The sequence below is a fragment of the Mycolicibacterium sphagni genome, from assembly GCF_002250655.1.
In the GTDB taxonomy this organism is placed as follows: domain Bacteria; phylum Actinomycetota; class Actinomycetes; order Mycobacteriales; family Mycobacteriaceae; genus Mycobacterium; species Mycobacterium sphagni.
Genome location: NZ_NOZR01000002.1, coordinates 1 through 18610 on the forward strand (window position 1 = coordinate 1; position 18610 = coordinate 18610).

At 66.2% G+C, this 18610-nt stretch carries 15 protein-coding genes and 1 pseudogene; 7 read left to right on the forward strand and 9 right to left on the reverse strand.

Features of this window, described 5'->3' with window-relative positions:
• Nucleotides 1-168: pseudogene (locus CG716_RS30615) on the forward strand (HNH endonuclease signature motif containing protein); the annotation flags it as partial.
• Here CG716_RS30615 and aldR read toward each other — a convergent pair.
• The gene (aldR, locus tag CG716_RS02050; protein ID WP_094475991.1) at nucleotides 165-680 is read right to left on the reverse strand and encodes an HTH-type transcriptional regulator AldR; all 516 of its coding nucleotides are present in this window, start codon (nucleotides 678-680) and stop codon (nucleotides 165-167) included. The pseudogene CG716_RS30615 and the gene aldR sit on opposite strands and share 4 nt — an antisense overlap.
• 94 nt (nucleotides 681-774) lie before the next feature.
• Between aldR and ald the strand changes: the two genes are divergently transcribed.
• A complete protein-coding gene (gene ald / locus CG716_RS02055) occupies nucleotides 775-1902 on the forward strand; it encodes an alanine dehydrogenase (RefSeq protein ID WP_094475993.1) in 1128 nt (375 codons plus the stop codon).
• A gap of 82 nt (nucleotides 1903-1984) precedes the next feature.
• Here the strand turns inward: ald and CG716_RS02060 are convergent, their stop codons facing one another.
• The 7 genes from CG716_RS02060 to rpsO all read right to left on the reverse strand — a co-directional run bounded on the left by CG716_RS02060 (nucleotide 1985) and on the right by rpsO (nucleotide 8953).
• Nucleotides 1985-2788: a VOC family protein gene (locus CG716_RS02060; protein WP_094475995.1), complete on the reverse strand. Its 804-nt coding sequence runs from the start codon at nucleotides 2786-2788 to the stop codon at nucleotides 1985-1987.
• A 70-nt stretch (nucleotides 2789-2858) separates the two neighbouring features.
• The gene (bla, locus tag CG716_RS02065) at nucleotides 2859-3773 is read right to left on the reverse strand and encodes a class A beta-lactamase (protein ID WP_094475997.1); all 915 of its coding nucleotides are present in this window, start codon (nucleotides 3771-3773) and stop codon (nucleotides 2859-2861) included.
• Nucleotides 3770-4795: a nitronate monooxygenase gene (locus tag CG716_RS02070; protein ID WP_094475999.1), complete on the reverse strand. Its 1026-nt coding sequence runs from the start codon at nucleotides 4793-4795 to the stop codon at nucleotides 3770-3772. Before CG716_RS02070 ends, bla begins: the two co-directional genes overlap by 4 nt.
• Before the next feature lie 2 nt (nucleotides 4796-4797).
• Entirely contained in the window at nucleotides 4798-6144 is a 1347-nt protein-coding gene (locus CG716_RS02075) for a M16 family metallopeptidase (protein WP_094476568.1), read from the reverse strand.
• Nucleotides 6122-8380 (reverse strand): polyribonucleotide nucleotidyltransferase, encoded by a 2259-nt coding sequence (locus tag CG716_RS02080; protein ID WP_094476001.1) that lies wholly within the window; start codon nucleotides 8378-8380, stop codon nucleotides 6122-6124. Before CG716_RS02080 ends, CG716_RS02075 begins: the two co-directional genes overlap by 23 nt.
• Nucleotides 8381-8575: 195 nt before the next feature.
• Nucleotides 8576-8626: a 4Fe-4S binding protein gene (locus CG716_RS31280; RefSeq protein ID WP_110883933.1), complete on the reverse strand. Its 51-nt coding sequence runs from the start codon at nucleotides 8624-8626 to the stop codon at nucleotides 8576-8578.
• A gap of 57 nt (nucleotides 8627-8683) precedes the next feature.
• Complete coding sequence (gene rpsO / locus CG716_RS02085) at nucleotides 8684-8953, reverse strand: 30S ribosomal protein S15 (RefSeq protein ID WP_094476003.1); 270 nt, start codon at nucleotides 8951-8953, stop codon at nucleotides 8684-8686.
• 169 nt (nucleotides 8954-9122) lie between these two features.
• On the opposite strand from rpsO, the gene CG716_RS02090 reads away from it, so the two are divergent.
• Nucleotides 9123-9461: an ArsR/SmtB family transcription factor gene (locus CG716_RS02090; protein WP_094476005.1), complete on the forward strand. Its 339-nt coding sequence runs from the start codon at nucleotides 9123-9125 to the stop codon at nucleotides 9459-9461.
• Nucleotides 9462-9465: 4 nt separating this feature from the next.
• Nucleotides 9466-9951 (forward strand): SRPBCC family protein, encoded by a 486-nt coding sequence (locus CG716_RS02095; RefSeq protein WP_094476007.1) that lies wholly within the window; start codon nucleotides 9466-9468, stop codon nucleotides 9949-9951.
• A 6-nt stretch (nucleotides 9952-9957) separates the two neighbouring features.
• Here the strand turns inward: CG716_RS02095 and CG716_RS02100 are convergent, their stop codons facing one another.
• Complete coding sequence (locus CG716_RS02100; protein ID WP_094476009.1) at nucleotides 9958-10935, reverse strand: bifunctional riboflavin kinase/FAD synthetase; 978 nt, start codon at nucleotides 10933-10935, stop codon at nucleotides 9958-9960.
• A gap of 80 nt (nucleotides 10936-11015) precedes the next feature.
• Between CG716_RS02100 and mntR the strand changes: the two genes are divergently transcribed.
• The 3 genes from mntR (at nucleotide 11016) to CG716_RS02115 (ending at nucleotide 18609) form a co-directional block, all read left to right on the forward strand.
• Nucleotides 11016-11720 (forward strand): manganese-binding transcriptional regulator MntR, encoded by a 705-nt coding sequence (gene mntR / locus CG716_RS02105; RefSeq protein WP_264005032.1) that lies wholly within the window; start codon nucleotides 11016-11018, stop codon nucleotides 11718-11720.
• Between the two features lie 123 nt (nucleotides 11721-11843).
• Nucleotides 11844-12884, forward strand: a complete 1041-nt coding sequence (locus tag CG716_RS02110; protein WP_234817676.1) for a protein kinase family protein — start codon at nucleotides 11844-11846, stop codon at nucleotides 12882-12884.
• A 1-nt stretch (nucleotide 12885) separates the two neighbouring features.
• Nucleotides 12886-18609, forward strand: a complete 5724-nt coding sequence (locus CG716_RS02115; RefSeq protein ID WP_094476015.1) for an AAA family ATPase — start codon at nucleotides 12886-12888, stop codon at nucleotides 18607-18609.
• The last annotated feature ends 1 nt before the right edge of the window (nucleotide 18610 follow it).

Genomic DNA, 18610 nt, shown 5'->3' on the forward strand with positions numbered 1-18610 from the left:
GTCGAAACCGGCGGCTGGGCCACCCGAAAACTCGCAGACGGCCACACCGAATGGATCCCACCACCCGCGCTCCCCATGCTGCGCGGCGGCGTCAACGACTACCACCACCCCGAGAGGCTGTTGGAAAACGATGCCGACCCACCAGCCGACGACGCGGGCGCCGCTTAGAGCGGAGCGGCACCCCGAAGATGTTCGAAGATCAGCGATGTCTGCGTGCCGGCGACGTCGGCGTCGGCGTTGAGGTTCTCGACGACGAACGAGCGCAGATCGTCGGTGTCGCGGGCGGCCACGTGGATGATGAAGTCGTCGGCGCCGGCCAGGAAGTACACGTCCATCACCTGCGGCTTGCGCCGGATCTGCTCGATGAAGGTGAGGATCTTGCCGCGAGCATGGGCTTGGAGGCTCACCGAGATCATCGCTTGCAGCCGCAGGCCGATGGCGACCGGATCAATGTCGGTGTAAAAACCACGGATCACCCCGAGGTCCTGCAGCCGTCGTACCCGGCCATGACAGGTCGACGCCGCGATGCCGACGATGTCGGCCAGCGCACTGTTGGAGATCCGCGCATCCGCATGCAGCGCCGCCAGGATGCGCCGGTCCACTTCGTCGAGATCGGCGGCCCGAACATTCTTCGACGCAGCCTGCGATCGGACAGCATTTTTGGATGATCCTTCAGCCACACAGCAACCCTACCGAATCTTTGTCGTCTTGATTGCCTTTGCGTCGATAGTTCTTCACAATTCTTGTAAGCCAATTCCCGAACTAGGAGCGATCATGCGTGTCGGCATCCCGACCGAGATCAAGAACAACGAGTACCGCGTCGCCATCACCCCGGCTGGCGTGTCCGAGCTGGTCCGCCGCGGCCACGAGGTGATCGTGCAGGCCGGCGCTGGCGAGGGCTCGGCCATCCACGACGCCGATTTCAAGGGCGCCGGCGCGCAGATCATCAACAGCGCCGATCAGGTATGGGCCGAGGCCGACCTGCTGCTGAAGGTCAAGGAGCCCATCGAGCCCGAGTACTCGCGCATGCGCAAGGGCCAGACCCTGTTCACCTATCTGCACCTGGCCGCATCGCGGCCCTGCACCGATGCCCTTCTGGCGTCGGGCACCACCTCCATCGCCTACGAGACCGTCCAGACCGTTGGATCAGACGGGTCGGTGGCGCTCCCTCTGCTCGCTCCGATGAGCGAAGTGGCAGGCCGGCTGTCCGCTCAGGTCGGCGCCTACCACCTGATGCGCACTCAGGGCGGCCGCGGCGTGTTGATGGGTGGCGTCCCCGGCGTCGCCCCGGCAAAGGTCGTGGTCATCGGTGGCGGCATGGCCGGCGACAACGCCGCCGCCGTCGCCTGGGGTATGGGCGCGCACGTCACCGTGTTCGATCTCAACGTCAACATCTTGCGCAAGATCGACGCCGAATACGGCGGTGCCATCGAGACCCGGTACTCCTCGCAGCTCGACCTCGAGGACGCCGTCAAGCACGCGGACCTGGTCATCGGCGCGGTGCTGGTCCCCGGCGCCAAGGCCCCCAAGCTGGTCAGCAATGCGACTGTGGCACAGATGAAGCCGGGTGCTGTACTGGTGGACATCGCCATCGACCAGGGTGGCTGCTTCGAGGACTCCAAACCCACCACGCACGACGACCCGACGTTCCGTGTGCACGACACGGTGTTCTACTGCGTGGCCAACATGCCGGGCGCGGTTCCGCGCACGTCAACCTACGCACTGACTAACGCCACCATGCCGTACGTGATCAAGCTCGCCGAAAAGGGTTGGCAGGACGCCTGCCTGTCCGATCCGGCGTTGGCCAAGGGCCTGTCGACGCATCAGGGCCATCTGCTGAACCACGAGGTCGCCCACGACCTCGCCCTGCCCTACACCGATCCGGCCGGCCTGCTGGCCTGAGAACCTTTGTGAGCCAACGGCTCACCCCCACAGCGAACCGGGACTGCTCACCGTAGCGTCCCGGTTCGTTGACTTTTGAGACTCAGGGCTTCGTCATACCGGCCGGCGGATGGCCGAGACAGATCAGCGCACCCAACGGATCCCTGAGCACCGCAAGAGTGCCCCACGGCGTGTCCTCCCCGGGCATCAGGATCTCTGCGCCGAGCGCCTGGCTCTGTTTCACCGTCGCGGCCACGTCATCGACGTTGATGTATACCTGCCAGAACGACGGCATCTCCGCGGGAAAGAGCTTGGCCGCGTCCATGATTCCTGAATAGGCGCTCTCCCCGACGAACACCTGCCCGTAGCGCTCGGGCCCGACCGCGTCGGGGGCGCCGCCGGTTCCGATCTCGTCGATGCGTGCACCGATAACCTCGCGGTAGAACGCCAGTGAGGCGTCGTAGTCCTTGCTCTGGCATTCGAACCAGTAGGGGGTGCCGTGCTCACCCCACTCGGTGAACCCGGCGTGCGTGCCGGGCTGCCAGAAGCCGATGACGGCCCCGGCAGGGTCGACGACCACCATCATCGAGCCCAGATCGCCGACCGTCATCGGCGGCACCATCACGGTCGCCCCCGCGGCTTCTGCCGCCGCGATGGTGGCGTTGCCGTCGCCGGTGTGCAAGTACACCGACCAGATGTTCGCCGGCCCCCCGTCGCCCATCTGCGGGACCAGCCCGGCGACCCGCTTACCGTTGCGGGTGAAGTTTTGGTAGCCACCGAACTCCGCCTGCGGATCTTCGACCTCCCAGCCGAAGATCTCGTGATAGAACGCCGCGGTGCGCGCCGGGTCACTGCTCATCACGTCGAACCAGATGGGCGCCCCTATCGGGGCGGCGTACTCACTCACGATGAATCCTCTCGGCTGATGTTCTACGCATGGGTCGATCGTTAAGGCTGACTGGCGCCCTGAGCAAAACTCATCGCGGGCGCGTCAGCTCCGGCAACACCGCAGTGGTGACCTCCCCGATCAGATCGCGCAACGCCGGCGCATTCGCGTCGTTGGACTGTGTGCGGGTCATGATCGCCAGCAGTACGCGTTCGCCGTTCGGCCCGAACGCGATTCCGACGTCGTTGGTGCTGGCGAAGTCACCACTGCCGGTCTTGTCGGCGGTGGTCCAACCGGCCGGTAATCCGGCTCGGATGCTCGACGTGCTGTTGGCACGCATCCAGTCCTCGAGCTGTTTGCGGTGCACGTCATCGAGCACGTTGCCGGTCAGAAGAGTCGATACACCGCCACCGAGTGCCCGTGGTGTGCTGGTGTCGCGCGGATCGCCGGGAAGGGCCGAGTTGAGTTCGGTCTCCCAGCGATCCAGCCGGGTGCGGGCATCACCGATCGACCGGGCGAACGCGGTGATCGCCGGCGGCCCGCCGATGACCCGCAGCAGCAGGTTGGCCGCGGTGTTGTCGCTGACCTGCAGGGCCGCCGCACACAGGTCCGAAAGTGCCATCGGCTTACCGACATTCGGCTCCGTGCGCGGCGAGTTGGCTCGCAGCAGGTCAGGATCGACCACCACGGTGTCGGTGAGCCGCAGCTCGCCGGCCTGAGCCTTCTGCAGGACCCGGCCCGAGAGGTAGGCCTTGAAAGTCGAGCACATCGCGAACGGGTCGTCGACACGATGCATCACCGACAGGTTCGAATCCAAGTTCCGGCTGTACAGCCCGATGAATGCGTTGTGCCGTGTCTCCAGCGCCGCGATGCGCTGCTCGAGCGGCGGCAATGGCTCGGCCGGATCGCTGAGCGTCGGGTGCGTGGGCGACGTCTTGTCACCGCATGCCGCCACGACGGTCAGCGCCAGTCCCCCGACGAGCAGTCGACGACGCGCCAGGCTCATCCAACGCCCCGCGCCAGCGCCGCGACGATGTCACCGGCCCGACCCCCGCTGATGTGACGCCACGACGTGCCCGCCCACAAGTTGGTGCCGTTCGGGTCACCGGCAGCCACCGCCGCCCTGCGCATCGGACCGGTCATCTGGTTGACCTCCGGGTAGCCCAGTGGGGCCACCTCGTCATAGCGAGCGGTGAAACCGTTGGCCAACCCTCTCGCGTACCGACCCGAAAACGCCCTCGTCACCACGGTTTCGGTGAAGTGACCGTCGGTCAGCGCCGCCCGATAAGGGGTATTGGTTCCGGCCTCGTCGGACAGCAGAAATGCCGTACCGGCTTGCGCGGCGACGGCTCCCCTATCCAACACCCGCCGGACATCGGCGGCGGTGGACAACCCGCCGGCAGCGATCACCGGCAGGTCATGCGCGGCGACGACCGCCGCCAGCAGGGTATCGAGTGGTTCGTCGCCGGGCAGGGCGACGGGATCGAAGGTGCCGCGATGGCCACCGGCCTCGGGACCCTGGACGGCAAGGGCGTCAGCGCCGGCCGCGACCGCGACCGCCGCCTCGTCCGGATTGGTCACGGTCACCACGGTCAGTACCCCGCGGTCACGCAGGCGCCCAAGGACTTCGGCACTGGGGCAACCGAAGGTGAACGACGCCACCTCCGGTGCCGTGTCGGCGAGGACATCGAGTTTGGCCTCCCACCCGTCGTCGTCGGGCCGGGGACGGGCAACCTCGGCACCGTAGTGTTCGGCCAACGGGGCCAGCAGCTCGCGGTAGCGCTGAAGCCCCTCGGCGGTTGCGGCCGATGGCTGCGGCACAAAGAGATTCACGCCGATAGCGGCCGTCGTCAGCGATCTGGCCTCGGCGATCGTGTCGGCGAATTTCTCAGCGCTCAGATAGCCGGCCGGAAGGAATCCCAGACCGCCGGCGTTGGAGACCGCCGCTGCCAGGGCGGGTGTGCTCGGACCGCCTGCCATTGGTGCACCGAGAATGGGTACCGCCAAATCGTGCAGGCTGAAGGTCACGGCTAGCTCCTGATAGTCCGAAGTGGCTGTGGTAGTGATCGTTTGGACTTATGAGGGCCCAGGACGGCGGCACCGAAGGGCTTTGTCAGCACCTGGCGGGCGATCGCGTTGACTTCTTCGAGGGTCACCTCGTCGACGCGCTGCAGCGTGCTGGCGACACTGCGGTACTCGCCGTAGTTGAGCTCGCTACGGCCGAGGCGGTGCATCCGCGACGCCGAATCCTCAAGGCCCAGTACCAAACCGCCGCGGATCGACCCTTTGGCGATCCGGCACTCGGATTCGGTGATGCCGTCGCGCGCCACGTCGTCGAGAACCTCGGTGGTCAATCGCACCACTTCGTCGAAGCGCTCCGGCAGACAGGCCGCATATACCGACAATGCCCCGGTGTCGGAGAACGTGTCAACCGTCGAGAACACGGAATAGGCCAGGCCGCGGCTCTCCCGAATCTGTTGGAAGAGCCGTGAACTCAGGCCCCCGCCCAATGCGGTGTTGAGTACCGACAGCGCCCAGCGTTGCGACCAGTGCCGCCCGGGGACTCGCACACCCAGGGACAGATGGGTCTGCTCGCCGTCGCGGTTGATCAGCTCCAGGCTGGGTCGGCTGGTCAGCCGCCCCGCGCCTTTGCGCGGTGCCTGCGGTTTGCGCCCCTTGACCAGGCGCGGCCCGAAGTGCTTGCGCACCAACCGGACCACCTCGTCGTGGTCGATATTGCCCGCCACCGCGACGACCATTCGCTCAGGGGTGTAGCGACGCACGTGGAAGGAGTGCAACTGCGCGCGGGTCATTCCGGAAACTGAATCGACACTGCCGATCACCGGCCGCCCGACGGGATGGTCACCGAACATGGCCGTCAGGAAGACATCCCCGAGGGCGTCTTCGGGGTCGTCGTCGCGCATCGCGATCTCTTCGAGCACGACGTCGCGTTCCAGTTCGACGTCATGCGGTGCACAGACGCCGTTGAGCACCACGTCGGCGACCAGATCGACAGCCATTTCCAGGTCGTCGTCCAGGACGTGGGCGTAGTAGCAGGTGTGTTCCTTGGCGGTGAACGCGTTCAGCTCACCACCGACGGCGTCGACGGACTGCGCGATGTCGACCGCGGTTCTGGTCGGAGTCGCCTTGAACAGCAGGTGCTCAAGGAAGTGAGCGGCACCGGCGACGGTCGGGCCTTCGTCGCGGGAACCGACGTTGACCCAGACACCTACCGACGCCGACCGCACCGACGGCACATATTCGGTGACGACCCGCAGACCGCCGGGAAGTACGGTACGCCGCACCGCAACCGGCGCCTCGGTATTGAGGCGCCGGCCACGGCAGAGTGCGGGGTTAGCTGCTGGCGGTCGCGGCATCGGCATCAACAGGAGCCGGAGCTTCATCGGAAGCCTCTGCCCCTTCTTCCGATACCAGGACCAGCGAGATCTTGCCGCGGTTGTCGATGTCGGCGATCTCCACACGGAGCTTGTCACCGACCGAGACGACATCCTCGACCTTGTTGATCCGCTTGCCCTTGCCCAGCTTCGAGATGTGCACCAGGCCGTCACGACCGGGCAGCAGCGAGACGAACGCACCGAAATCGGTGGTCTTGACCACGGTCCCGAGGAACCGCTCGCCGGCCTTGGGCAGCTGCGGGTTGGCGATCGCGTTGATCCGGTCGATCGCCGCCTGGGCCGACGGGCCGTCGGTGGCACCGACGAACACCGTGCCGTCGTCCTCGATCGAGATCGACGCGCCGGTCTCCTCGGTGATCGAGTTGATCATCTTGCCCTTGGGGCCGATGACCTCGCCGATCTTGTCGATCGGAATCTTGATGGCGGTGACGCGCGGGGCGTACGGGCTCATCTCGTCGGGGGCGTCGATGGCCTCGGCCATCACCTCGAGGATGGTCAGGCGCGCATCCTTGGCCTGGGCCAGCGCACCGGCCAGCACCTGGGACGGGATGCCGTCGAGCTTGGTGTCGAGCTGGAGCGCGGTGACGAACTCCTTGGTGCCTGCGCACTTGAAGTCCATGTCGCCGAAGGCATCCTCGGCGCCGAGGATGTCGGTCAGCGTGACGAAGCGACGCTCCGTCTTGCCGTCAACTTCAATGTCGTCGGACACCAGGCCCATCGCGATACCGGCGACCGGGGCCTTCAGCGGCACACCGGCGTTCAGCAGCGACAGGGTGGACGCGCACACCGAACCCATCGAGGTGGAACCGTTGGAGCTCAACGCTTCCGACACCTGACGAATCGCGTACGGGAACTCCTCAACGCTCGGCAGCACCGGCATCAGAGCGCGCTCGGCGAGCGCACCGTGGCCGATCTCGCGACGCTTGGGCGAACCGACGCGGCCGGTCTCACCGGTCGAATACGGCGGGAAGTTGTAGTGGTGCATGTAGCGCTTGGAGGTCTCCGGCCCCAGCGAGTCGATCTGCTGTGCCATCTTGACCATGTCGAGGGTGGTGACACCCATGATCTGAGTCTCGCCACGCTCGAACAACGCGCTGCCGTGTGCCCGCGGGATGATCGCGACCTCGGCCGACAGGGCACGGATGTCGGTGACACCGCGGCCGTCGATGCGGAAGTGATCGGTCAGGATGCGCTGGCGCACAAGCTTCTTGGTCAGCGAGCGGTAGGCCGCGCCGATCTCCTTCTCGCGCCCGGCGTACTGCTCGGCCAGCCGGTCGAGCACCTCACCCTTGATCTCGTCGGTGCGCTCGTCGCGCTCGTGCTTGCCGGCGATTTGCAGGGCCTTGGACAGGTCCTCGGTCGCCACTGACGCCACCGACGCGTAGACGTCGTCCTGGTAATCGGGGAACAGCGGGTAGTCGGCAACCGGCTTGGCAGCTTTGTCCGCCAACGCCTTCTGGGCGTCGCACAGCACGGCGATGAACGGCTTGGCGGCTTCGAGCCCCTCGGCCACCACGGCCTCGGTCGGCGCGCCGGCGCCACCGGCGATCAGCTCGATGACGTTGTCGGTGGCCTCGGCCTCGACCATCATGATCGCCACATCGTCACCGGCCTTACGACCCGCGACGACCATGTCGAATACGGCATTCTCGAGCTGCTCGACGGTCGGGAAGGCGACCCACTGGCCGTCGATCAGGGCGACGCGCACGCCGCCGACAGGGCCGGAGAACGGCAGACCGGAAATCTGGGTGGAAGCCGATGCGGCGTTGATCGCCAGAACGTCGTACAGATCCTTGGGATCCAGGCTCAGGATCGTGACGACGACCTGGATCTCGTTACGCAGACCCGAGATGAAGGTCGGACGCAGCGGCCGGTCGATCAGACGACAGGTCAGGATCGCGTCCGTGGAGGGACGGCCTTCGCGACGGAAGAACGAGCCCGGGATGCGACCCGCGGCGTACATCCGCTCTTCGACGTCGATGGTCAACGGGAAGAAGTCGAAATGGTCTTTGGGGCTCTTGCTGGCGGTGGTCGCCGACAGGAGCATGGTCTCGTCGTCGAGGTAGGCGACGACGGCGCCGGCGGCCTGCTGGGCCAGCCGGCCGGTCTCGAAACGTACGGTGCGGGTGCCGAAGCTCCCATTGTCAATGACGGCGGTCGACTCGAAGACGCCTTCGTCGATTTCAGCTACAGACATAGATGCCCGTTCAGCCTTTCTGAGTTTCACTGTTCAGCTGTTTCGCGACGTCACAGGTGAACCCAGGAAAGACCTGAGCACTACGAGGCTTGGGCCTGGATGCGGCTACGGCCGTCGATCGAAGCGGCCGGGCACTCCCCAGTTCGCTGGGGCCCGGCAGCCACTACCGAAGACCGCCCGATCAGGGAAGCTTCGCTATGACGCGGCGGGAACGGGACACGCGGATATGCATGAACCGCACCCGATGTTCGAGCCGGGAACCGGCTCGCAACGGCCCCTATGTTACACGGCGGGTTGCGCCGCTCAGCGACGCAGACCCAGCCGCTCGATCAGCGTGCGGTAGCGCGCGACATCGAGGGCGGCGACGTACTTGAGCAGCCGGCGGCGACGACCGACCAGCAGCAGCAGCCCGCGCCGCGAGTGGTGGTCGTGCTTGTGCTCCTTGAGGTGCTCGGTGAGGTCGGCGATGCGCTTGGTCAACAGCGCCACCTGCGCCTCCGGCGAACCGGTGTCGGTCTCATGCAGACCGTACTGGCCCAGGATTTCCTTCTTCTGCTCGGCAGTCAGTGCCACGAAAACATCTCCATCACATCGGTGCCGCGTAGGGAATCAATCGTGAGCCGCCGCGGACTGCAGCACACGCGTATCGGTGGGCAACTCTAACAGCGGGAGTACGACGAACCGAAATCGCAAAAGGACAGCATCTTGACAACATACAACCGAATGGTTGTATGTTGTCTTCGTGACCGTAGACCTCGAGGACCGGACAGACGCCCTGTTCCACGCCCTCGCCGACCGGACGCGGCGCGACATCATGCGCCGGGCGCTGGCCGGAGAGCACTCGGTTTCGGCACTCGCGCTGAAGTACGACATGAGCTTTGCCGCGGTGCAGAAACACGTCGTCGTCCTGGAAAAGGCCGGGCTGATCACCAAGCGGCGCCGCGGCCGCGAGCAACTGGCCAGCGGTGACGTGACGGCCGTCCGGTCGGTCGCCGCCCTGCTCACAGAACTCGAACAGGTTTGGCGCGGTCGTATCGCCCGCATCGACGAACTCATCGCATCCGACACCGAAGAGGACTGACACCATGCCCGTGACCGACGTGCAACACGACCTCGAGAACCTGACCCTGACCATCACCGCGGACTTCGCCGCGCCGGTGTCGCGGATCTGGCAGGTCTACGCCGACCCACGCCAGCTGGAGAAGGTGTGGGGTCCGCCGTCGCATCCGGCCACCGTCGTCGACCACACCTTGACGCCCGGCAGTCGCACGACGTATTTCATGACCGGCCCGGACGGCGAGAAGTACGCGGGATACTGGGAAATCACCGCCGTGAACGAGCCGACGAGCTTTTCGTTCCTCGACGGCTTCGCCGACGCCGACTTCAACCCGAACCCCGACCTGCCGGTCTCGAAGAACACCTACACCTTCACCGAGCACGACGGCGGCACCCGCGCGGTTTACGTCGCCACGTTCGCGTCCGCCGAGGGACTGCAGCAGGTGCTGGACATGGGTGTGGTCGAGGGCTCCACGCTGGCGATCAACCAGATCGACGCGCTGATCGCGTCCTAGGAATCGTCAGTCCTGCGCCGACAGGATCGCGCGGGCTTTCTCGGTGTCCTTGCCCATCGCCTCGACCAGGTCGTGCACCGAGTCGAACTTGAGCTGGCCGCGCAACCGGGCGACGAAGTCCACCGCGACATGCTGGCCGTAGAGATCGGCGGCGGTGTCCAGGACGAACGCCTCCACGGTGCGGGTGCGCCCGGAGAACGTCGGGTTGGTGCCCACCGAGACCGCGGCCTGATACCGCTCCCCCGGTATTACCGAGCCGGTGCCCGGCCCGTGGCCCAGCACCGTGAACCACGCGGCGTAGACGCCGTCGGCCGGGATCGCGGAGTACATCGGCGGTGCGACGTTGGCGGTCGGGAAGCCCAGCACCCGCCCTCGCCCGTCGCCGCGCACCACCACGCCCTCGACGCGGTGCGGACGGCCCAGTGCCTCGGCGGCCGTCACGACGTCACCGGCATCGACACAGGACCGGATGTAGGTCGAGGAGAACGTGACCGTCTCACTCTGATGGTGTTCGGCGACCAGCGACATGCTCTCGACCGCGAAGCCGAACCGGTCACCGGCCTTACGCAGGGCGGCGACGTTTCCGGCCGCCTTCTTGCCGAAGGTGAAGTTCTCGCCGACGATCACTTCGACAACGTGCAGCCGCTCCACCAGCAACTCGTGGATATAGCGATCCGGGGTGAGCTTCATGAAATCGGTGGTGAAAGGCACGACCAGGAACACGTCGATCCCCAGTTCCTCGGCAAGCTCGGCGCGGCGCGCGAGCGTCGTCAGCTGGGCCGGGTGACTTCCGGGGAACACCACTTCCATCGGGTGCGGATCGAACGTCATCAGCACTGTCGGCACGCCACGCGAACGACCTGCCTTGACCGCGCGGGCGATCAGCTCGGCATGCCCGCGGTGGACCCCGTCGAACACCCCGATGGTCACCACGCACCGGCCCCAGTCCGAGGGGATCTCGTCCTGTCCGCGCCACCGCTCCACGTCGATCAGCCTACGGCGCGCTCCCACGGCGAGACACGCTAGATCCCCAGATCAGGTAATGAATGCCTAAACTTTTGGGTGTGAGTCCTGACGAGAGCCCTAACCCCGGGGTACACGACCTGACAACGGTCGCTCAGGACTACCTCAAAACCATCTGGAGCGCCCAGGAGTGGTCGCAGGAGAAGGTCAGCACGAAGCTGCTGGCCGAGCGCATCGGGGTGTCGGCCAGCACCGCGTCGGAGTCGATCCGCCGCCTCGCCGACCAGGGCCTGGTGGACCACGAGAAATACGGCGCGGTGACGCTGACTGAGCGCGGACGGCGTGCAGCCCTGGCAGTCGTGCGCCGCCACCGCCTGCTGGAGACGTTCCTCATGCGCGAACTCGGCTACAGCTGGGACGAGGTGCATGACGAGGCTGAGATTCTCGAGCACGCTATCAGCGACATGATGCTCGACCGCATCGACGCCAAACTGGGCTTCCCGACCCGCGATCCGCATGGCGACCCCATCCCCTCGGCCGACGGGTTGGTCCCCACTCCGCCGGCCCGCCAGCTGTCGGCGTGCGTCGACGGCGAACTCGGCACGGTGGCCCGGATTTCCGATGCCGACCCAGACATGTTGCGCTACTTCGACACCGTCGGCATCAGTCTTGACTCCCGGCTGCGGGTTCTCGCGCGGCGCGATTTCGCCGGCGTGATCTCGGTGTCGGTGGAGTCATCAGACGGCGCAGCGAACACGGTAGATCTGGGCAGCCCTGCGGCCCAGGCGATCTGGGTTGTCGGCTGAGACGGCCGTCGGGCAAACATCTCTCGGATACGCGGAAATCGCATGCTCAGCGGCCTAATTCCGTAAAATCCCTCTCATCCACGGGAGGGACGGGGGCGGATGGCGTGGTTTCCTGTCGACCCCATGTCTGTGACAGGGGCCTGGCTTAGCGAAATCCTGAACGCCGACGTTCGGCATTGCCGGCTCGAGCAGATCGGTGTCGGCGTCGGGCTGCTCGGGCGGATTTATCGCGCCCATCTCGAGGGCCCCGGCGTGCCGGAGTCAGTGGTGTTGAAGTTTCCGACACTGGACGAGCGGGCCAGAACCATGGTCTGCGAGCCGCTGGAGTTCTACCTGCGCGAGGTGCGCTTCTACTCCGAAATCGGCTTGGCGAATCCGCTTCCGCCCGCCCGGCCGTACTTCGCCGCGTTCGACGAACTGACCCACGACTTCGTCCTTGTGCTCGAGGATCTGGGACGGCTCCGGGTGGTCGACCAGACCATCGGGTGCACCGCGGAGGACGCCACGGTCGTCGTCGACGCGATCGCCCGCCACCACGCTCAGTGGTGGGACAGCGAGCGCCTCACCACACTGCCGTGGTTGAGTTCCTACCGCACACCGCCCTTCCCGGCCGTTCTCGCCGGAAACTTCGAGGCCGCCTGGCCGCGCTTTCTGGACAGACTCGGTGCCGACCTGTCCCCCGAGATGCGGGTTTTCGGCGAGCGATTCCCATCGCTGGTGCCGTGGTATCTGAATCAGATCATGCGACCACCGCACACCTTCCTGCACGGTGACCTGCGGCTCGACCAACTGTTCTTCGCCGTCGAACCTGACGACCCGCCGGTGACCGCGCTGGACTGGCAGGTCACAAGTGCGGGCCGCGGCGCGTACGACGTGGGTTATTTCCTGAGTCAGAGCCTCGCCACCGATACTCGGCGCGCGTGCGAGTCCGCGTTGCTGGACCGTTATGCCCAGGTTCTCGCTGAGTTCGGAATCGATTATCCCGCAACAGAATTGCTGCACGACTATCGGCTGACCACAGCCTGGTGTTTCGCCTACCCGGTGATCGGTGCCGGTCAAGCCGACATCACAAACGAACGCCAATTGGCGCTGCTTCGCAGCATGGTGGTGAACTCAGCGGCAGCGATCCACGATCACGACGCGTTGGCACTGAGGCCGGACTGAGATGGCCGAGCCCGCCTGCACTACCTGCGGCACAGCGAACGAAGCGGACGCCCGCTTCTGCGAGGGCTGCGGCGCCACGCTGGAGCGGTCGTGCGGTGCATGCGGAGTTGCCGCCAGTGCAACAGCACGGTTCTGCCGGGCGTGCGGCGCGTCCCTCGATAATCAAGGACAGCAATCCCTTTCGGGTCCAGCCCGAAAGACGGTCACGGTCCTGTTCGCCGACCTCGCGGGATCGACGGCGTTCGAGGAGCTGGTCGACCCGGAGACAGCACGGGAAGTCATCGGCCAGTATCACGAGTTGTTGCGCTCTGCTGCGCAGCGGCACCGCGCCGGCGTGACGAAGTACATCGGCGACGGGTTCATGGCGGTCTGGGGTGTGCCCGAGATCGGGGCCGGCGATGCCGGCCATGCCGTCGATGCCGCGGTCGAGCTGCAGGAGCGATTCGTCGGGCTGGCAAGTCGCCTGGCGGAGATTCACGGCGTCGAGCTGGCGTTGCGGGTCGCCGTGAACACCGGCGAGGTGGTGGTCGGCACGGACGACGCCGACCTCGTCGGTGACGCATTGAACGTCGGGGCCCGGCTGGAATCCGAATGCCCGCACGGCCATGTCGTCGTCGGCGAGGAAACGTGGCGCTCGACACGAGGGCAGCACCGCTACGACGCGCGGGGCGCCGTGCAGGTCAAGGGCCGCGCCGCGGCGGTACCGGTCTATCAGTGGGTCGGCAGGGCCGACGCCACCGATGCGATTCCCTTCGTTGGTCGGCGCAATGAATTAGCGCGCCTGCAAACGGTTTTCGATGATGCGCTGGCAACTCGCACTGCCCGCCTGGTCACGATCATCGGCGACCCCGGGGTCGGCAAGACCCGGCTGGCGGCCGAATTCATCGGAACACTGGGCGACGACGCCCGAGTCGTCAGGGCGCACTGTGCCGTCGAGGGCAGCCCGGCCATGGCTCCGTTTGTCGACGTATTGCGAACCCGCGATCTCGACATGGACGTGCCCGCGGGTATCGCAGAGAGGGAACGGATTCTGCGTGACCTCACCGGGATGACCGCGGGAGTCGCCGGCTCGGTCGAAGAGGCGTTCTGGGCTGGTCGCCGCTTCGTCGAGGTGCTCGCCACCGACACTCCCCTGATCATCGTCGTCGACGATATCCAGTGGGCAGACACCCTGCTGCTTGACTTCATCGAGCACCTCGTCGAATGGGTGCGCGGCGCGCCGGTCTTGCTGATCGCGCTGGCGCGGCCCGAATTGCGAGAGTCGCGGCCCGATCTCGTCACCGTCGGCGCCTGGGTCGCCGACGCGCTGCGCCTGCGCGGGCTCGAAGCTGCTGCGACCGCCGAACTCGCCGCCCGCGTCCTCGGCACCGACCAGCTTCCGGATGAACTGCTGAGCCGGCTGCCGGCGTCGACCGGCGGGAATCCGTTGTTCGTAAGGGAACTGGTCGGCATGCTCGTGCACGACGGCGTTCTGGTGGCCAAACCCGGGGGCTGGAGCCTGACCGTCGACGTCGACGCCATCGCCGTCCCACCAACGATCCAGGCATTGCTGGCTTCTCGGCTGGAACGGCTGAGCTCAGCAAATCGCCGGGTCCTAGAGATCGCCTCGGTGATCGGCACAGACTTCTCGCCCAGCGCGCTGGCCGCCCTTGCCGGTGCCGGCGGAGCCGAGATCATATCGGCCCTCAACCGGTTGCGCCGCCTCGACCTTGCCCAGCCGAGCGGGTCCTACGCCGGCGACGAGCCGGTCTGGCGCTTCCATCATGTGCTGATCCGCGACGTCGCCTACCGCAGGCTATTGAAATCCGAGCGCGCGGATCTCCATGAACGCCTGGCGAACTGGGTGCACGCGGGCGGTGCCAGCGTGGCGTTCGAGTCCGACGAGGTGATTGCCCGCAATCTCGAAGCGGCCCATGGGTACCGATGTGACCTCGGCCTGCGCGACGGGCAGACCGCCGACCTCGCCCTGCGCTCCGCCCGCAATTATCTGGCCTCGGCCCGGCGCGCGCTCGACCGCGACGAACTCGGTTCGGCGGGCAGTCAGGCGGCGCGGGGTGCGTCTCTGGCGGTCACTGACTCTTCTCTTCGGGCCGAACTGCTGTTGGTAGGCTGTGAAGCCTTCCTGTCGGCAGGAGACGTAGCTGCCGGCACTCCGCTGGTCGACGATCTGGAAAGTATTGCCGGACAGGAGCTGGCGCCGTGGGCGACGTGTTATCGCTGCCAGCTGACCGTGTACACCGACCCCACCCGATTACTGGACGTCGACGCCCGATTGGCCGACGCGATCGACGAGTTCAGCCGGCGCGCAGACGCCGCCGGACTGGCCAAAGCGCACGGGGTAAGGGCGAATGCGCGGGCACGGCTCGGCCGGGTCGGCGACTGCGAGGCCGACCTGTTCGAAGCTCTGGTCGCAGGTCGCCAGAGTGGGGACCACCGACAGATCACCGCGGCACTGGGGGCTGCGCCCAATGCCGCGCTGTGGGGCCCGAGCCCGGCACCGAAAGCAGGTGGCCGCTGCCTGGATGTGGTTCGGATGCAGCGAATGGCGACCGCGGCACCGTCACTGGAGGCCACGTCGCTGCGGTGTCTGGCAGTGCTCGAACTGCTCCGTGGGCGACCGGACAAGGCGCGCTCGATGTTGGCCGACGCCCGCAGAGTGGTGGCCGACCTGGGCCTTCGGCACGGGCTGATGGAGACCGAGTTGTTTGCCGGCATCATCGAGTTGATGGTGGGCGACGCGGTCGCCGCCGAGCCGCATTTCCGGGTCGCGCTGGAAGGACTCGATGCCCTCGGCGTCGGCGCCGACTCCGGTCAGGCTGCCGCCCTGCTCGCCAGATCAGTTCTGGCGCAGGGGCGCCTGGACGAAGCCGAGCGCTACGCGGCAGAGAGTGAACGCATTGCCGGCCACAACCTGAAGACGGCGATCGCCTGGCGTTCGGTGCGGGCAGAAATCCTCTCGGCACAGGGAGCGCATGATCCTGCGGTAGCAATGGCTCGGGACGCGGTCGGGGTGGGCGCGGGAACCGATCTGGTGCTCGACCATGCCGAAGCGTGCCTGGCGCTGAGCCGAGTACTGAAGGCCGCCGGGGACGGGCGGGGCGCAACCGATGCCCTGCGCCATGCGGAGGCGCTTTATGCCGCAAAGGATGCCGTATTCGCAGCGGGGCGAGCCGCCGAACCTGCCGCGGCGGTGGACGTCGTGCCGCCGCGCGATTCCACACTCGACAGGGGTCGCCGAACAAGTCGGTTCAGCGTTGCCAACAGCGCCACTGCCGCCGGCGACTCGCTGATCGCCGCGATGCAAGCCGGCGATCCGGACGCCGTCCTCAGCCACTGGTCGGAGCGGTTCGTCTATGCCGATCATCGCCGCCTCGCCGGTAATCCCATCCGGGAAATATCCGAGCTGCGCATTGGCGTCGAGCGAATTTTGCTGCAGTACAGCCACTTCGAAGCACACAGCTTGGCCGTCCGGGGACAAAGTGTCTACCTGGGCTGGACTCGTTGGTCGGACGATGCCGGGAACGAGGCCAGATACGTCGGCGTCTACGAGCTCGGCGCCGATGGACTGGTCTGCTACCACAGCCGCTTCGACGAAGACGACTTCTGGTCGGCCTACCGTGACATGGAACGCCGCTACTACGCGGGCGAAGGCGCTCAATTCGCGACGAACGGCTTGCCGTCCGCGGACTGGGTCGCGGGAATCAGCCAGGACGACATAGATGCGGTTCGCCATGTCTCGGATCCCGAATTCCGCTGGTATGCACCACCAGAAGCGTTGAAAGCCAAGGAACGGTCCGTCGACGACATGTTCCGCCGGACGCGGGAGCGGGGACATCAGGTGTCCTCCCCAAGACACTGGGTTCCCGCCCTACTCTGGCTGTCCCCCACCTGCAGCATCGGGCTGGGCGAAATACAGGCCAACGGGACCGACGGCATACAGGCCAACGGAGCCGACGGCCAAGACTTCCGGTGGAACTTCATCTTCGTATCCCAGTGCGACAGCGGCCGGCTGATGGCCGTCCACGAGTTCGGCGTTGCCGACGAAGACGAGGCCTTCGCCTACGCCGAGCGTGTCGCCGCGCCCAAGTCTGGCCGGCTGCCGACGACAAACCGCTCGTGCGAGGTCGCCGACCTGGTGGTCACGGCAATGCAATCAGGTGACGTCGAGGCAGCGGTCGCGCTGTATTCCGACGAGGTGGTCTATGACGACCGCAGGCGGCTCAACGGTGACCCGATCGTCGGGCGTGCGGCGGTGCGGGCAGCATCTGCGCGTCTGCGCGGCCACTACACCCGATTCATGTTGCGTACCTTGGCCGTTCGTGGCGACACACTGAATCTTTCACAGGCGGTGTGGTCTGATGAAGCCGGCAACCAGACGATCAGCTTGGTGATCGGCGAAACTGACACCGACGGCCGGATCGTCTATCACGGCACCTTCGACGAGAACGACTTCGAGAGCGCCTACCGAGAACTCGAACGCCGCTACTACGCCGGGGCCGGGGCGGCTCACGCCGCCGAGGGCGCGGGAATGATCGAGCTGGTACTGGCCGAAAACCGCGGCGACTTGGACAGCACATTCAGCATGTTCGCACCGGGCCTCCAGATCGAGAGCCGGTCCCGATCGGTGTTCCCCCGTCGCAGCACCGCGGAGTTGCGCCGCAGTGTCGAGGAGCTCGGTGGCATGGTGGGGGCCTACCGGGTCTGGGCCTCCGCAGTCTGCTGGGTGGCTGACAACGTGATGGTCGCGCGTCATGAACGTGCGGCTGACGACGAGATATACGCATGGACGCGGATTTACGTGGGCCAGGTCCGAGATGGACGCTTCACGTCGCTGTGCGAGTTCGACGTCCACGACGAAGAAGCGGCGTTCGCTTACGCCGAGGAACTGACGCGAATCGACAGAAGTCCGCTGGCACTGACCAACCGCGCCAGCACGCTGTTCCAGCAGATGGCCCGGGCCATGACGGCTTGCGATGCCCGGGCAGCCATCGCGTGCGTCGGGGACCGCTACGTCCTACACGACCGGCGTCGCTACAGCGGCAGCCCGGTCCAGGGCAAGGAAGAGGTGCAGCGCGCCATAGAGCGAATTCTCTCGCAGTACAACCTTTTCGAGGCTCGATTGCTGGCGGTGCGGGGCGACAACTTGGCGCTCTACCGGACCCGATGGACCGACGGCTCGGGGAATGAGACCGCTCATCTCCATCTGTTGGAACTCGACGAAGGCGGCCTGATCGGGTGGGAAGCTCGTTTCGGTCCCGACGATTTCGAGGGTGCCTACCGCGAAATGGAAGAGCGCTACTACGCAGGTGAAGGAGCGAGCGCAGCTCGCTCGGGGCTTGCGACGCTCGGACTGATGACGGCGATGAACCGGACAGACTTCGACACCATGTTCGCCGATTACATTTGGCCTGACCTTGTTGTCGAGAACCGTTCCCGCTCAGGATTTCCCGATCGCTCGGCGGACGAGCTGCGAGCGAGCTTGGTTGAACTGCACAACATGGTTAAGTCTTTACGTTCCTGGTTTTCGGCGATCCACTGGCTGTCACCGGAGATCTTCGTCGGGCGACTGTATCGAGACGGCGTGGGAGCCGACGGCCAGCGTTACGACCGGGCCCGTGTTCTCGTCGGCGTCGGTCGTCAAAGCCGCGTGGCCAGGCTGTGCGACTTCGACGCCGAGGACGAGGACGCCGCCTTCGCCTACGCGCAGGAGATTCTCGGTGAGTGAT

What these genes read in the sequence shown, in the direction of transcription:
- ald (WP_094475993.1), top strand. Translation starts at nt 775, where the DNA reads ATGCGTGTCGGCATCCCGACCGAGATCAAGAACAACGAGTACCGCGTC.
- CG716_RS02075 (WP_094476568.1), bottom strand. Translation starts at nt 6,144, where the DNA reads ATGCCGCGACCGCCAGCAGCTAACCCCGCACTCTGCCGTGGCCGGCGC.
- bla (WP_094475997.1), bottom strand. Translation starts at nt 3,773, where the DNA reads ATGAGCCTGGCGCGTCGTCGACTGCTCGTCGGGGGACTGGCGCTGACC.
- CG716_RS02080 (WP_094476001.1), bottom strand. Translation starts at nt 8,380, where the DNA reads ATGTCTGTAGCTGAAATCGACGAAGGCGTCTTCGAGTCGACCGCCGTC.
- CG716_RS02095 (WP_094476007.1), top strand. Translation starts at nt 9,466, where the DNA reads ATGCCCGTGACCGACGTGCAACACGACCTCGAGAACCTGACCCTGACC.
- CG716_RS02110 (WP_234817676.1), top strand. Translation starts at nt 11,844, where the DNA reads ATGTCTGTGACAGGGGCCTGGCTTAGCGAAATCCTGAACGCCGACGTT.
- CG716_RS02115 (WP_094476015.1), top strand. Translation starts at nt 12,886, where the DNA reads ATGGCCGAGCCCGCCTGCACTACCTGCGGCACAGCGAACGAAGCGGAC.